Origin of the sequence: Nitrincola alkalilacustris (genome assembly GCF_008973755.1) — a bacterium.
GTDB classification, from domain to species: Bacteria; Pseudomonadota; Gammaproteobacteria; order Pseudomonadales; family Balneatricaceae; genus Nitrincola; species Nitrincola alkalilacustris.
On record NZ_WBOM01000004.1, the window covers coordinates 421,255 to 435,061 of the forward strand.

The window sequence follows — 13,807 nt, forward strand, 5'->3', positions numbered from 1 at the left end:
GACTCAAAAGACCCGAATTAAACAGTTACTCGGTGGCGTTGATGCACACTCTGTTACGGCCTGCTGACTTGGCCTGATAGAGCATCCGATCAGCCTGTTCCAGTAACACTTCTATGCTTTGCTCAGCAGATGAATCATAGCATGATAATCCTGCAGAAAAAGTGACATGAAAAGTTCGTCCATTGGAGCTGAATGGCAATTCGGAAAAAGCCACACGCAAGCTGTTCACCAGCTCCACTGCCGCATCAGGAGTACAGTCCGGCAAAACCACCAGAAACTCTTCGCCACCATAGCGACCGATAATATCTGTTTGCCTCAAGCGCTGCTTCAAAAGCAGTGCAATGGATGAGATGACCATATCACCACAGGCATGACCGAAGGAGTCATTGATATTTTTGAAATGATCGATATCCAGCATGGCAAAACAGACCGACGACTGATAGCGCTGGGCACGCGCCAGCGCCGACGCAGCAGCGTCCTTGATCATGACGTGTCTTAACAGACCGGTGAGGCTGTCGCGCATGATCAGATTGTTAAGTTCCCGCGAGCGGGCCACTCGCACTCTGACAGCCGATACCAGCTGCTGATCAGACACCGGCTTCATAATAAAATCATCCGCACGGTTACGCATCGCTTCTACCTGCCGGGTCAGGTCGCTTTCTGCTGAAAGATAAACGATGGATAAACTGGCCCAGTGATCATATTGCCTGACCAGACCAGCCAACTCTGGTCCGCTGAAATCAGGCATGTAGACATCCATAAGGATCAGATCTGGCTTGAAGGAAGAGAGGGTGTCGATGATCTGAACAGGATTATCCAGCACTTCTGCGATCATACCAGCCTGCTGAAGCACCAGTTGATAATGGGAGGCCAGAAGTTGATCGTCCTCAACAATCAGGATTCGCTCTGGACTCATCATCTGCTTATCAATCAAATGATCTATGCGGTTAACCAGGCGAACCATATCAAGCGGCTTGACAAAATAGCCCTCGGCACCGAGCCGAGCCGCCCTAATACGACTATGAAACTCATCATATGCCGAAATAAAAATCAGCGGACAGCCCAGATGTGTCAGTGGTGATTTTTGCAGCAGAGTCTCTGTCGCATTCCGACTTTCATCCGGAAACAGTATATCCAACAACAAAAGGTGAGGAGGCTGCACTTCACAAGCAGCTTCTGCATCTGCCAGTGATTCAAATGGGGTGACATCGTAGCCATAGGCCTCTAACTGCTGCTGAAGATATACGCGCATTTCATGATCATCTTCCACCACCCAGATGCTATGTTTGTGCTCAGATGACGGGGAATCAGACGCGACGGCCTGTATGCTGCTCTCACATGTGCGCAAGTCGAAGTATTGCCTCAAGCCCATGAGGCCCGATGCAAAGGACCCAAGCTGAAGTGCATCCACATCAGCCAATCCTGTCTGACGCCATTGGCCCAATATTGCATGCAACGCATGCGCATGCTGACTGACCTGTGTGTATCCAAAACTTCCTGCAGATCCAGCGAGTTTATGCAGTTTCTGAAACAGAGGTTCTGAAAGTTCCTCAGTTAATATGCCTTCACTCAGCTGAAGAGCGCTCTGCTCGAGCTCATCCAGTGTTCGCTCAAGACGCTTTCTATACTGTTCATTCAGTGCCTGTAATTGTTCATCTATACCCTTGATAGAGTCACTCATGCAGTGTATCCCAGATTTTTCGCACCTCCTGTGCCAGTGTCATCGGATCAAAAGGCTTAGCAATAACGGCACAGGCACCCAGCTTCATGAAGGACTGCACCTCTTGAGGCTGTACCTTGGCTGTCATGAATGCAATTGGGGTATCTGCAAACTCAGGCAGGTCCCGAAGATGCCTCAGAGTCTCAGGCCCGTCCATGCCCGGCATCATCACATCCAGCAGTATCATCTGCGGAGCTATCTCATCAATCCGAGCCAGAGCCTCCTCACCGGATGAGCAGATTTCAACGCCTAGACCGCCAACCGTCTGCAGTGCAAGACGAGCAATCACCTGTATATCTTCATCGTCTTCGACGTACATCAGTTTTTGCAACTGCATATTGGCTCCTGGTTATTCAACACACACTTAATCGAGTGCATGGACCGCCTGGCAGCGACCAGTAGGAATAGCACTACAGGTAAAGGGAATCATCATGGCATAATTCACGCAAGCATATAAGACTGAAATAGACTGACGCAGGGACTGCAAACATCGGTTGTTACATTGATGAAACAATCACCGTTATCAGATAACTTCAATCCATCCGATACTGATCATGGCATGCCTTGCAGTGACGCATCGCCTGGCGAAACTGATTACGCACCTGTCGCTGCGAGCCGTCTGCGGCCACCTCGACCAGTTCAGCGGTATCTGACTCGAAACGAGCCATTATCTGATCAAAACGCTCCCGCTCATCCCATAACCGATCCGCTGCCCGGCTCCCGCTTTCGTTCCGAGTGGTTTCAATAAACCCTTCGTGCGCCAACGGAATCAGGGTATATAGCGCCTGAGAACGTTGCAGAAATTCTTCATTAGTGAACTCCCTTTCACCCCGGATCATCTGTGCCATGGCACCGAACTGAAAGCGAATCACCTGAAAAGCGGCCTGACGATACTCGACAGCATCTTCGGGTTTGATCAACTCACGTGCCTGTAAAGACAGACTGAGCATGCACAGCAGTGGAACAAGCAGAAAAAAACGGGTCACAAGAGTCTCCAGTCGATATGCAGTTTTGTAGTTCAGGATAGTTTTGTAGTTCATGACTATGGGCACGGAGCCTGTCTGTGGCAACAGACTCTATGACAGGGACCGGGTGGAGCTGCCTGAGTTCCATCGACTCATTGATCATCAATATAGGCGCGGGCATCAAAGGTACGAATCCAGTCCGGGTGGAACACCATCATACCGGTCATGATGATGCCATTGAGCAAGCCTTCGGGCAGCATGATCAGTGGCAGCAGGATAATGTACTCCTGATAGATCCGGCTCCACGGGTACACGTCATCCAGCCACAGGATCAGCGCGTAACTCAGCCCGGATCCGGCAATGGCAACCCCCGCGCCCAGAAAGGCGCAGAGAAACATGTAGATGAAGAAGTTTTTTGGCAGACGTCGCTCCACCAGACGCAGCACACCATAGCTGATCAGTGCTGGCAGCACTACCATGCACAGACCATTGAGAGAAAACAGCTCCCAACTTTCACGGCCAGTCAGCGTCAGACCTGCCAGCGCCAGAAGCCCTGCGACAATCGCCAGATCCCAGCCGAACATCAGCGTCAACGCAGTCATGCCCAGAAAGTGGATGGAGAGCCCCGGCGAGATACCGGCCCGAAAACTCCACATCAACACCAGAATCATGGCCGACCCAAACAGCAGATGTTGAATACCCCGTTCACGCAGCAGTACAGACCAGGGCAAGTGCAAAAGAGTCGGTATCAGCAGCAAAACCAGCAACAGATGTGCGCTCCAGATCCAGACCGGACTCAACAGCGCAGTGGTGATCCCCATGCCAACCTCTCAGATCAACTATCACCTGGCTGGGCCAGGGTACAAATATAGATCAGTGCATCCTCAACGCCAGCACTATCCACATAGTATGCCTTACGCACCGCCTCCAGAACAAAACCACAGTGTTCATACAGTCGGATCGCAGCGAGATTGGAGCGTCGCACCTCCAGCATCACACGACAACACCCGCGCTGTTGCAAAAAAGAGAGCGCTCCCTGTATCAGCTGACGACCACATCCCCTGCCCTGAAAATCCGGACTCACGGCAATACGCAATAACTCAGCTTCGTCCAGCACACAGCTGAACAGCGCGAAGGCAAGAACAGGAGTATCATGGTCTTCACGCAGTAACCAGGCGCAGCCTCTCCCTTCCAGCAGTGATTGCCACAAGCTCTCGGAGAAGGGATCATCAAAGGCTTCGGCATCCAGCACAATGGCCGCTGGCAGATCATCAGGTGTGAGCTCACACAGCAACAGATCTGCCAGAGGAGTATCAACGCTCACTGGAAGTGGCAGCCTGATGCAGTGGCTGCAGATCCCGCCACAGATCAGCCTTGTACTCAGGCAACTGCAGCAGTTCGCTGAGGCTATGACTAGCCACAACCTTGACTCCGGGTTTCAGCGTGAAAGAGAGGCCTCGCAGTTGATCCAGAGGCTCATCACGCGCCAGCACCCAGCGTGCGGCCGGCTCACCCAGCAGCAGCACCCGGGAGATCTCGGGCGTGAGCTGATAACCCAGCAGACGCTCAACCGAGCGACGTGCTTCATCAGGCCCCTGGTTCAGTGTTTTACTGGCCAGCATCGGCCAGGAAAGAAACTGCGGCAATCCTTGCTGATCACTGACATTCAGGGCCTGTACTATGCGCTGCAAAAGCCGCTGATGCAGCGGGCTGAATCCCTGCCGTGCATGTGGTGGCAAGGCATCCACCACCAGCATATCGCCAGCCTTGATAAAGGCAAGACGAAAGCGTGGTGGGGGCTGCACACGGTTGTTCGCAGGCGACGTGCTGGACGGAGGATCGGCCACCACTGCATCCTGAACCTGACTGGATGGCAGTGGCGTTTTGAGTATCTCTTCCTGCACGACAGGTGTCGTCGCAGGCTTTAGCTGTTTATCTGGACGAGACGCTTTATCAGATCCGGCTCCGGCCGCCAGACCGGCAAGCTGTCGCAGTGCGTTCTGGCCTGTGGTGTGATCCACCTCGACGGGAGAGTCGGCATCGAACGCCGATTCCCCTGCTGCCTCAAGGGCCTCGATAGCGACCTGCCCTGTTCGAAAGGCAAACACCCAGTCGGCAGAGGGCGCGGCACCTGGCAGATCAACACGGGGCAGCCAACTGGCTATCCCCATGGCATCCAGATACTGGTGCCTTTGCTGTTCCAGCGCGTTATGCATCCTCACCTCGTCTTCTGCCGAAAACACGAACATCGATTAGGGGTAAAGCCACGGCCCCTGATTGGATAAAAGCGCATCAAACCTGCGGATGCGCTTTTTCGATGTTCGCATCCAGCATGTTCAGGGCATGAATGTAGGCTTTTGCCGATGCGATGATGATATCGGTATCCGCGCCCAGGCCATTAACGATACGACCACCTTTTTCCAGACGTACCGTCACTTCGCCCTGCGAATCGGTACCGCTGGTGATTGCATTAACGGAATAGAGCTGCAGACTGCTGCCTGACTCAACCACTGACTCGATCGCCTTCAGCGCCGCATCAACCGGACCACTGCCGGTACCCTCAACCTGATGTTCAACACCATCGACCATCACCACCAGATTCGCCACCGGTGTTTCGCCTGTCTGTGACGTCACCTTGAGGCTGCTCAGGCGGAAGCGTTCAGCACCTGTGCCGACACGCGCCTCACTGACCAGCGCAATCAGATCCTCATCAAAGATCTCACTTTTCTTGTCGGCCAGCTCCTTGAATCGGGCAAAGGCATCGTTCAGCTCAGCATCGGAATTGAAGCTGTTGCCCAGCTCCTCCAGACGGGCACGAAACGCATTACGGCCAGACAGCTTACCCAGCACCATGCGATTGGTGTTCCAGCCGACATCCTGTGCTGTCATGATCTCGTAGGTTTCACGATTCTTGAGCATACCATCCTGATGGATGCCTGACTCATGAGCAAAGGCGTTCGCACCGACGATCGCCTTGTTCGGCTGCACCACAAAACCCGTGATACTGGATACGAGTCGCGAGGCTGGCAGAATCTGAGTGGTTTCGATACCGGTTTCGAGCCCCAGCACATCCTTGCGGGTACGCAGCGCCATCACGATCTCTTCAAGTGAGGCGTTACCGGCGCGCTCACCCAAGCCATTAATGGTACATTCCACCTGACGTGCACCGGCAGACAGGGCCGACAGGGAGTTGGCGACAGCCAGACCGAGATCGTTATGACAATGGACCGAGAAGATCGCCTTGTCGGCATTGGGAATACGATTCAGCAACTGGGCGATGGTATGGCCAAACTCCTGCGGTACGGCATATCCCACTGTATCGGGAATATTGATTGTACGCGCTCCGGCATCGATCACCTTTTCGATGATGCGACACATGAAGTCCAGTTCGGAACGGCTGGCATCTTCAAGCGAAAACTCAACATCGTCTATCAGATTGCGGGCACGTTTGACCGCTCTGACCGCATTCTCAACCACCTGATCAGGTTCCATCTGCAGCTTGAACTTCATATGGATCGGGGATGTCGCGATGAAGGTATGAATACGTCCGGAGTTGGCATTGACCAGCGCCTCCCCGGCGCGATCGATATCAGCGTCCAGCGCACGGGACAAAGAGCAGACCGTGCTCTCTTTGATCGTGTCGGCAATCGCCTTGACGGCCGCGAAATCGCCGGGGCTTGCTATGGCAAAACCGGCTTCTATGACATCGACACGCAGCTTCTCAAGCTGACGTGCAATACGCAGCTTTTCGTCACGCGTCATGGACGCGCCGGGGCTCTGCTCACCGTCACGCAAAGTGGTATCAAAGATAATGACTCGATTGTTGCTCATGGGAAACACTCCAGCTCTGTCGGTGCTGCACCGGTCGTATACAGGTTCAGCATCAGAATATTGTTTCTATTTTACTGTATTTTTGACGCAGGGATGAGAGAAAAGATAATAGTCTGCCCTAAGGCAGTAGCAGCAGAGACAGCAGGGGGTAAGACATGAACTTTACCCGTGCAGATACTGTTGCATCGGCAAGGGTCTGGGCTGTGTTCATGTTTCGCTCTGAAAGTCGCATGGCATTTATTCAACGTTTATAATTGAGCTTGAATCAACTATACCGCCGGTGCTGTGATTTGCAACCCCCGCGATTTTTAAGTTTTCCAAAGCTGACCGACAGCCTTTACTATTCCAGAAAACAGTCACCAGCGACAGGAGTTATACGGATGACCGAAAAAGAGTTCGACCGTCTGATCGACAGGCGTAACACCGCCAGCGAAAAGTGGGAGCGTTACAAGGACAGTGAAGTGCTGCCAATGTGGGTGGCCGATACAGATTTCATGGCACCGCCAGCCGTGCTCGAAGCGCTGCACAAACGCATAGATCACGGTATTTTCGGCTATACCAACACCCCTCAGGAGTTGAACGAACTGGTCATCCATCGCATGCAGAGCATGTACAACTGGCAGATCAACACCGATAGTCTTGTCTGGCTGCCCAGTCTGGTCTGCGGACTGCATCTTGCCTGTCGTGCCGTGGGGGATACTGGCACTGCCGTACTGACACCCACACCGATCTATCCGCCCTTCATGTCTTCCCCAAGACTGTCTCAGCGCGAGTTGATCACGGTCCCGATGAAGCTCGAGCAGCAACGCTACACCCTTGATATTGACGCGCTCGAATCGCTGATCACGCCCGACAGCAAACTGCTGCTGTTCTGCAACCCACACAACCCCGGCGGCACCGTTTACCGGCGGGAAGAGCTTCAGGTACTGGCCGATCTGGTCATCCGTCACGACCTCATCATCTGCTCCGACGAAGTGCATTGCGAACTGCTGCTGGAACCGGGTATCCAGCACATACCGCTGGCCAGCCTGAATGATGAGATCGCGCAGCGCACCATCACTCTGATGGCCCCGAGCAAGACGTTTAATATCGCTGGCCTCGGTTGCGCCTATGCGGTGATCGATAACCCCGAGATTCGCCAGCGCTTTCAGCAGGTGCGCAAGGGGATAGTGCCGGACGTCAACCTGCTGGGTTACACCGCAGCCATCGCAGCCTTTCGTGATGGTGATGAGTGGAATCGTGCGCAGTTGAACTACCTGCGCGGCAATCGTGACTATCTGGTGAATGAGATCAATGCGATACCGGGCCTGTCCCTGAATCCGATCGAGGCAACCTACCTGGCCTGGATCGATGTCAGTGCTGCCAAGCTGGAAAATCCGCAGCACTTCTTTGAGCAGGCGGGTGTTGGCATGTCGCCAGGGAGGGATTTTGGTGACTCGCGTTTCATGCGTCTGAACTTCGGCTGCCCGCGCAGAATACTGGAACAGGCTGTCGAGCGGATACGCCGCAGCCTGCTGAATCACCTGCCGGTCTGATCAGGCGCGATTAAAGGCAAAGGGGATCACCTGAGCGATATCACTGGCGCCCAGCGCCAGCATCACCAGGCGATCCACCCCCAGAGCAACCCCGGCACACTCCGGCAAGCCCTGCTGCAAGGCCGCAACCAGCCGCTGTTCGGTAGGCCGTTGCGGTAACTGCAGGCGTTCACGCTGCTGCTGATCAGCCGCCAGACGGCGCGCCTGCTCAGCCGCATCAGTCAACTCATAATAACCGTTGGCCAGCTCCAGACCATCGACAAACAGCTCGAATCGGGTCGCCACCTCAATACCGGTTTCATCCCGCTCAACTCGCGCCAGCGCCGCCTGCGAGGCAGGGAATCCATAAACAAAGACCCCCTCTTCCAGCGCTGGCTCTATCAGATGCGACATCAACAGATTACGCCAGGTATCCGGATCATCATCCTCAAAGGGGGCATCAATATGCGCTCGGCACAGGCGACTGAGCTGAGCAACACTTGCCTGATGCGGATCAATATCCAGATGGTTCAGAAACAGATCACGATAGCTGATGCGTCGAATCGTCAGATCAGGCAGCACCGACAGCACCAGCGCCTCAACCTCATTCATCAACTGCCAATGATCGAAACCGATGCGATACCACTCAAGCATGGTGAATTCGGGGTTATGCCGAGGACTCACTTCACCGTTTCGAAACACCTTACCCAATTGGTAGATGGAACCGGCACCCGCCGCCAGCAGACGCTTCATCGCAAATTCGGGTGAGGTCTGCAGATACAGTGACTGCATCTGATCAGAGCCGATCAGATTAAAATTCGCTTCGATGGAATCTATGAAAGGATCACTGACAGCGCAGTGAGACAGGATCTGGGTATCCACTTCCATCACCTGGCGGGCTGCGAAAAAGTCTCGGATAGAGGACAGAATCGCAGCGCGACGGCGCAGGTGTTCGATGGAAGCGGTGGGTTCCCAGTGGTGATCAGGCGCGGCTGACATACTCACCGGTACGAGTGTCGATCTTCAGCTTCTGACCACGCTCAATAAACAGTGGCACACGCACCACAGCACCTGTGCTCAGGGTTGCAGGCTTGGAGCCGCCCTGCGCGGTATCACCTTTCAGACCGGGATCTGTCTCGACCACTTCCAGCTCAACGAAGTTGGGCGGTGTAACGGAGATGGGGTTGTTATTCCACAGGGTGATGATGCACTTGTCGCCCTCTTTCATCCACTTGGCCGAATCTCCGATAGCCGCCTTGTCTGCAGCAAACTGCTCAAAGGAGTTCGGGTCCATGAAGTGCCACATCTCACCATCACTGTAGAGATACTCCATATCCTGATCCATGACGTCTGCGCCCTCAATCGACTCGTTCGATTTGAAGGTGCGCTCCCAGACTCGACCGGAGATCAGGTTGCGCAGTCTGACACGGGTGAACGCCTGCCCCTTGCCGGGCTTGACGAACTCTACATCCACCATGGAGCAGGGGTCGCCATCCAGCATCACTTTGAGGCCGTTTTTAAACTGGTTGCTTGAATAGGTTGCCATTGTGTTTCCCGTTGTCAGTCTGATTTGTGCGTAACTGTCGCTCCCGACAGCAGGCCGGGAAATGATTGGCGTGTATTCTACTGCAAACCCTCAGATACGCCAATCATCCGCTTTTCTGATCCGACAAGAGGTGGAGCCAATCAAGGATCAGGCATCAGGCAAGGTAGCACGCGCAAGATAGATAGCGGTCTTCTCTTCATGCGAGGAGTAATAACTGACCCAGAGCTGCTGCTCATGGAACACCATACCGGCATAGCTGGTATCACCACCCGATGGCAGCTCCAGAAACTCGCTCAGCGTGCCAGCTTCTGTGTCCAGCCAGCACAGGGAGGTACGTGCTCTTTCATCATAGAGCCGCACCGCTGCCACATAGCGCCCATCCGGCAAACGCAGCAGCGCCGGCCCACCGATCCTGACACCCAGGTCCCGCCACTGCCAGTCAAGGTAGGGGGGCTGTGCCGTGCCCAGCAGACCATTCACCGGCACGCCATCATGTCGCAGCAGACACAGTGCGGTATCACACTCAAAAACCATGGCACTTTCGTTGGGGTAGCCTTCGTCATAAAGGGTATCCAGCAGTGTCTCAAACGTCCTGCCATCATCGCTTTGATACAGACGCACCGAGCGCTTGACCCCCTTGCCCGTTCGATAGGCCACACCATAGGCCCGATCACCATGCCAGGTAACACGCCAGAGCCAGAAACCGAGATCGCCAACCGCATGCTTTTCACTCCAGTGGATTCCATCATCCGAGAACCAGGTCAGAGACTGATGCGAAAAGCGTGTCGTGTCATGAGGTTTTTCAGCAGCACAGAGCATCAATTGTCCCTGTGGTGTGATACTGAGCTTCGGATCACGCAGGTCCGAGTCATCTGAGGTTATCAATGCAGCCGGCTGCCACTCTCGCCCTGCGTCTGATACCAGCACACGAATGGCACCATCGGGCGAAATATGATTTTCACCTTCGCGGAAAACACACAACCAGCGATCCTTGAATCGAATCAGATCTGTAAACGCGTTATGTGGAGCATGATCCCATATCCTTTCCACTTCACACTGCATCAAGCCTTTCCCTTTTCCACAAGCCAGGTATCGAGTTGCTCTGATGATAAGGGGTTACTGAAAAAGTAACCCTGTGCTCTTTCGCACCCCAGGCGTTTCAATAGATCACACTGCGCGGCTGTCTCAACACCTTCCGCCACGACGCACAAGCCAAGATTCTGCCCCAGCTGTATCAGCGAATGCAAAACCCCCACTGCTTTTTCACCATCATTGAGATTGCTCAGATAAACAGGCGCCAGTTTGAGCGTGTCCACCGGCCATTCATGTATTCTGGACAAGGTCGTCGCCTGTTCACCAAAATCATCGATCGCAATACGAATTTCGGGTATTTTCTGCCTGATCAGATTCAGGTGCTCAAACGCCAGCTCCAGATTCAGCAGTACAGAAGACTCGGCTACATCCAGCTCGATACAGGAAGGATCATCAAACAGTGTCAGTAGCCGGTGGATCAGATGATCCAGCTGCGGCCGTGAATACAGCTCTCGTGCCGACAGGTTCATCGTGATCCTCATTGCCGGTTGCACTGACAGCCAATGTGCCAGCCTGTCACGTACAGACCGGGTTACCCAATGATCAATTCGCCCTATCAGGTCGCTGCGCTCTGCCAGCGGTAGAAAACTACCGGGCTCCAAAACGCCCTTTTCAGGATGATCCCACCGAACCAATGCCTCAACACCACAGACCTGCATACTGTTCAGGTCCACACAGGGAAGATAACGCAGCATCAATTCCTTGCGACTGATGGCCTCGCCCAGTTCAAACCTGAGACTCATTACCTCCTGAGCATGATCATCCATGCTGGAATCGAAATAGGCAAAACGGTTTTTTCCACTCGTTTTGGCCGAGTACATCGCAATATCAGCATAGCGCAGCAGGCTTTCCGGGCTTTCTCCATCCTCGGGATAAAGACTGATACCAATACTCAGATGCGTGACAATCCTGTGGCCATTTATCTCGACCGGCGCACTCACCTCATGCAGCACCCTTTCGGCGATTTCGGAGGCATCGTCTGACTCATCCACTTCGACGAGAAAAACAAATTCATCTCCCCCCATACGAGCCACTGTATCGTTCTCTCGCACCATCAGCTCCAGCCGATGCGCAACCTGACACAAGAGGTCATCACCTGCCGCATGGCCAAGGGTGTCATTCACCAGTTTGAAGTCATCCAGATCGAGCAGCAGAACTGCAAGGCGGCTCTGTTTGCGCCCTGCACGGGCTACCGCCTGGACCAGCCTGTCCTCCATCAGTTTACGATTGGGCAGGCCGGTAAGCGCGTCGTGATAGGCCAGCCTCTGCATCTTCAGGTCCAGCTTGTTTGCTGCAAATGCATTGGCAAACACCTGTCCCAGCAAACGCAGCGACACCTGAATATCCTCAGACCAGATCTGCTTGTGATTGACCGCATCAAGCCCGAAAAAACCGGTAATCTGTTCTGCCTGAAAAAGAGGAACCAGGATCAGTGACTGAATTCTTTCACGCCTGAACTCCTCCTGCTCATTCACGGCCCCGATTGGCAGCTCCTCAACATCAGGAATGTGGACCACTTGATTATCAAACAGTTTTTTCATGACCCAGGGAAACCTGGACACAGGTATATTCTGAAGATTCGCCCTCTCGGATTGAATACCCGCCGCATACCACTCATGGGTCAGGCTGTGCGTCTGTTGACCATGATCTATAGCAAAGAGATAAGCCCTGTCCACCTTGAAAAAAACACCAATATCGGCAAGTGCCGCATCAATCGACTGTGCAAAACCATCCGGTTTGACATTCAACAGATGAGTGGAAACCTGAGTGATATGGCGCTCAAACTCAAGACGGTTCCTCAGCTCTTCCTGTATCGCCACTCGCTCACTCATCAACCGACTCCCACCGCTGCTCTATCCAACGCATTCCATACACGAATCACCAGTCACATAGCGGCAAGTCAGCCGGAATAATCAGCCGATTATCAAAAACAGCCCCGCCTCTTCCATACTAGCAACAATATTTTTTTTTACACAATCCATCATGGAATAACCGGGCACCTGATAACAGAAGCAGGATTGACACTGTTGCGCGCGAAGATCAGAATGCCGGCAATCCAACTGTTTTTCTGAAACCACACTCTGATGTCGTCACCCCTCTATCTGCCCGAACCCTGGCAGCAAACGCTACGCGAGGCTGTCTCCGACCCGGCAGAACTTATCCGTTTGCTCGAACTGCCCGAAACGCTGCTGCCTGATACGTGGGAAGCCAGCCGGGCCTTTTCGCTGAAGGTGCCTGCACCTTATCTGGCACGGATTCGCAAGGGTGATCCGGATGATCCGCTGCTGAAGCAGATTCTGCCGATCGGGCAGGAGATGGTATCGCAACCGGGATACATGACAGACCCGCTGGCGGAGATGAGCAGCAATCCCGAGCCAGGACTGGTTCACAAATACCGTGACCGTGTACTGCTGATTCTCAGCGGCGCCTGTGCCATCAATTGCCGCTACTGTTTTCGCCGCCATTTTCCCTACGAAGAGAATCAGATAGGCACTGAACAGTGGCAGAGGCTGCTGGACTATATTCGTCGACACCCGGAAGTGACCGAAGTTATCCTCTCGGGTGGCGATCCGCTGGCAACACCTGATCGCAGAATCATTCAGATGCTGCGCGATCTGGAACAGATCCCACAACTGAAACGCCTGCGCATCCATAGCCGGATGCCAGTGGTGATACCACAGCGCATCACACCAGAGTTGACACAAGCGCTTGCCACAAACCGACTCAGATGTGTGATGGTGTTGCATATCAACCATGCTAACGAGATAGATCAATCTGTTGCTGAGGCCATTAAACACCTGCGCGACAAAGGCATAACCGTACTTAATCAGGCTGTTCTGTTACGGGGGATTAATGCTACTATCAGCGATCAGAAATCACTCAGTGAAGCGCTTTTTGAGTGTGGTGTGCTGCCCTACTACCTGTTCCTGTTGGACCCGGTCGAAGGAAGCGCACATTTTGATCTGCCCGATCAGGAAGCACAGCACCTGATCGGTGAGTTACAGACACAGTTACCAGGCTATCTGGTACCACGCCTGGCACGAGAAATTCCAGGCCGGAAAGCAAAAACGATTCTGGCCCCCATACAGGTTCACGTTAATGAGTAACAATCTACACAGTCGGAGTGGTGTGTGATGAA

General features: G+C 53.7%; 13 protein-coding genes. 2 read left to right on the forward strand and 11 right to left on the reverse strand.

Translation table 11 applies throughout. The features are described from left to right. Positions 1 to 25 precede the first annotated feature (25 nt). The 7 genes from F7R27_RS09840 to F7R27_RS09870 form a co-directional block, all read right to left on the reverse strand. A complete protein-coding gene (locus F7R27_RS09840; protein ID WP_151704068.1) occupies positions 26 to 1,681 on the reverse strand; it encodes a diguanylate cyclase in 1,656 nt (551 codons plus the stop codon). Continuing rightward, complete coding sequence (locus tag F7R27_RS09845) at positions 1,674 to 2,057, reverse strand: response regulator (RefSeq protein WP_151704069.1); 384 nt, start codon at positions 2,055 to 2,057, stop codon at positions 1,674 to 1,676. Before F7R27_RS09845 ends, F7R27_RS09840 begins: the two co-directional genes overlap by 8 nt. 196 nt (positions 2,058 to 2,253) lie before the next feature. Beyond that, positions 2,254 to 2,706, reverse strand: coding sequence for a c-type cytochrome (locus F7R27_RS09850; protein WP_168927474.1), 453 nt, complete (start codon positions 2,704 to 2,706; stop codon positions 2,254 to 2,256). A 131-nt stretch (positions 2,707 to 2,837) separates the two neighbouring features. Then, the gene (locus tag F7R27_RS09855; protein ID WP_151704071.1) at positions 2,838 to 3,506 is read right to left on the reverse strand and encodes an energy-coupling factor ABC transporter permease; all 669 of its coding nucleotides are present in this window, start codon (positions 3,504 to 3,506) and stop codon (positions 2,838 to 2,840) included. A gap of 14 nt (positions 3,507 to 3,520) precedes the next feature. After that, positions 3,521 to 4,009, reverse strand: coding sequence for a ribosomal protein S18-alanine N-acetyltransferase (rimI, locus tag F7R27_RS09860; RefSeq protein ID WP_168927475.1), 489 nt, complete (start codon positions 4,007 to 4,009; stop codon positions 3,521 to 3,523). Then, positions 3,999 to 4,901, reverse strand: coding sequence for a uracil-DNA glycosylase family protein (locus tag F7R27_RS09865; protein WP_151704073.1), 903 nt, complete (start codon positions 4,899 to 4,901; stop codon positions 3,999 to 4,001). Before F7R27_RS09865 ends, rimI begins: the two co-directional genes overlap by 11 nt. Before the next feature lie 76 nt (positions 4,902 to 4,977). Beyond that, positions 4,978 to 6,516: a 2-isopropylmalate synthase gene (locus tag F7R27_RS09870; protein ID WP_151704074.1), complete on the reverse strand. Its 1,539-nt coding sequence runs from the start codon at positions 6,514 to 6,516 to the stop codon at positions 4,978 to 4,980. A gap of 380 nt (positions 6,517 to 6,896) precedes the next feature. Here F7R27_RS09870 and F7R27_RS09875 point away from each other — a divergent pair, with 380 nt between their 5' ends. Further along, positions 6,897 to 8,051, forward strand: a complete 1,155-nt coding sequence (locus tag F7R27_RS09875; RefSeq protein ID WP_151704075.1) for a MalY/PatB family protein — start codon at positions 6,897 to 6,899, stop codon at positions 8,049 to 8,051. Here F7R27_RS09875 and epmA read toward each other — a convergent pair whose 3' ends face one another. The 4 genes from epmA to F7R27_RS09895 all read right to left on the reverse strand — a co-directional run bounded on the left by epmA (position 8,052) and on the right by F7R27_RS09895 (position 12,500). After that, positions 8,052 to 9,029: an EF-P lysine aminoacylase EpmA gene (epmA, locus tag F7R27_RS09880; protein WP_151704076.1), complete on the reverse strand. Its 978-nt coding sequence runs from the start codon at positions 9,027 to 9,029 to the stop codon at positions 8,052 to 8,054. Further along, positions 9,013 to 9,576: an elongation factor P gene (gene efp, locus F7R27_RS09885; RefSeq protein WP_151704077.1), complete on the reverse strand. Its 564-nt coding sequence runs from the start codon at positions 9,574 to 9,576 to the stop codon at positions 9,013 to 9,015. The genes epmA and efp overlap by 17 nt, the downstream gene beginning before the upstream one ends. A gap of 147 nt (positions 9,577 to 9,723) precedes the next feature. Continuing rightward, a complete protein-coding gene (locus F7R27_RS09890) occupies positions 9,724 to 10,638 on the reverse strand; it encodes an exo-alpha-sialidase (protein WP_151704078.1) in 915 nt (304 codons plus the stop codon). Next, positions 10,638 to 12,500 (reverse strand): putative bifunctional diguanylate cyclase/phosphodiesterase, encoded by a 1,863-nt coding sequence (locus F7R27_RS09895; protein WP_151704079.1) that lies wholly within the window; start codon positions 12,498 to 12,500, stop codon positions 10,638 to 10,640. Before F7R27_RS09895 ends, F7R27_RS09890 begins: the two co-directional genes overlap by 1 nt. A gap of 252 nt (positions 12,501 to 12,752) precedes the next feature. Between F7R27_RS09895 and epmB the strand changes: the two genes are divergently transcribed. Then, positions 12,753 to 13,775, forward strand: a complete 1,023-nt coding sequence (gene epmB / locus F7R27_RS09900) for an EF-P beta-lysylation protein EpmB (protein WP_151704080.1) — start codon at positions 12,753 to 12,755, stop codon at positions 13,773 to 13,775. Positions 13,776 to 13,807 lie beyond the last annotated feature (32 nt).

Bases quoted from the DNA above. Each gene is read 5' to 3' on its own strand.
- F7R27_RS09840 (WP_151704068.1), bottom strand. From the start codon at position 1,681: ATGAGTGACTCTATCAAGGGTATAGATGAACAATTACAGGCACTGAAT.
- F7R27_RS09845 (WP_151704069.1), bottom strand. From the start codon at position 2,057: ATGCAGTTGCAAAAACTGATGTACGTCGAAGACGATGAAGATATACAG.
- F7R27_RS09855 (WP_151704071.1), bottom strand. From the start codon at position 3,506: ATGGGGATCACCACTGCGCTGTTGAGTCCGGTCTGGATCTGGAGCGCA.
- F7R27_RS09865 (WP_151704073.1), bottom strand. From the start codon at position 4,901: ATGCATAACGCGCTGGAACAGCAAAGGCACCAGTATCTGGATGCCATG.
- F7R27_RS09870 (WP_151704074.1), bottom strand. From the start codon at position 6,516: ATGAGCAACAATCGAGTCATTATCTTTGATACCACTTTGCGTGACGGT.
- F7R27_RS09875 (WP_151704075.1), top strand. From the start codon at position 6,897: ATGACCGAAAAAGAGTTCGACCGTCTGATCGACAGGCGTAACACCGCC.
- epmA (WP_151704076.1), bottom strand. From the start codon at position 9,029: ATGTCAGCCGCGCCTGATCACCACTGGGAACCCACCGCTTCCATCGAA.
- efp (WP_151704077.1), bottom strand. From the start codon at position 9,576: ATGGCAACCTATTCAAGCAACCAGTTTAAAAACGGCCTCAAAGTGATG.
- F7R27_RS09890 (WP_151704078.1), bottom strand. From the start codon at position 10,638: ATGCAGTGTGAAGTGGAAAGGATATGGGATCATGCTCCACATAACGCG.
- F7R27_RS09895 (WP_151704079.1), bottom strand. From the start codon at position 12,500: ATGAGTGAGCGAGTGGCGATACAGGAAGAGCTGAGGAACCGTCTTGAG.
- epmB (WP_151704080.1), top strand. From the start codon at position 12,753: ATGTCGTCACCCCTCTATCTGCCCGAACCCTGGCAGCAAACGCTACGC.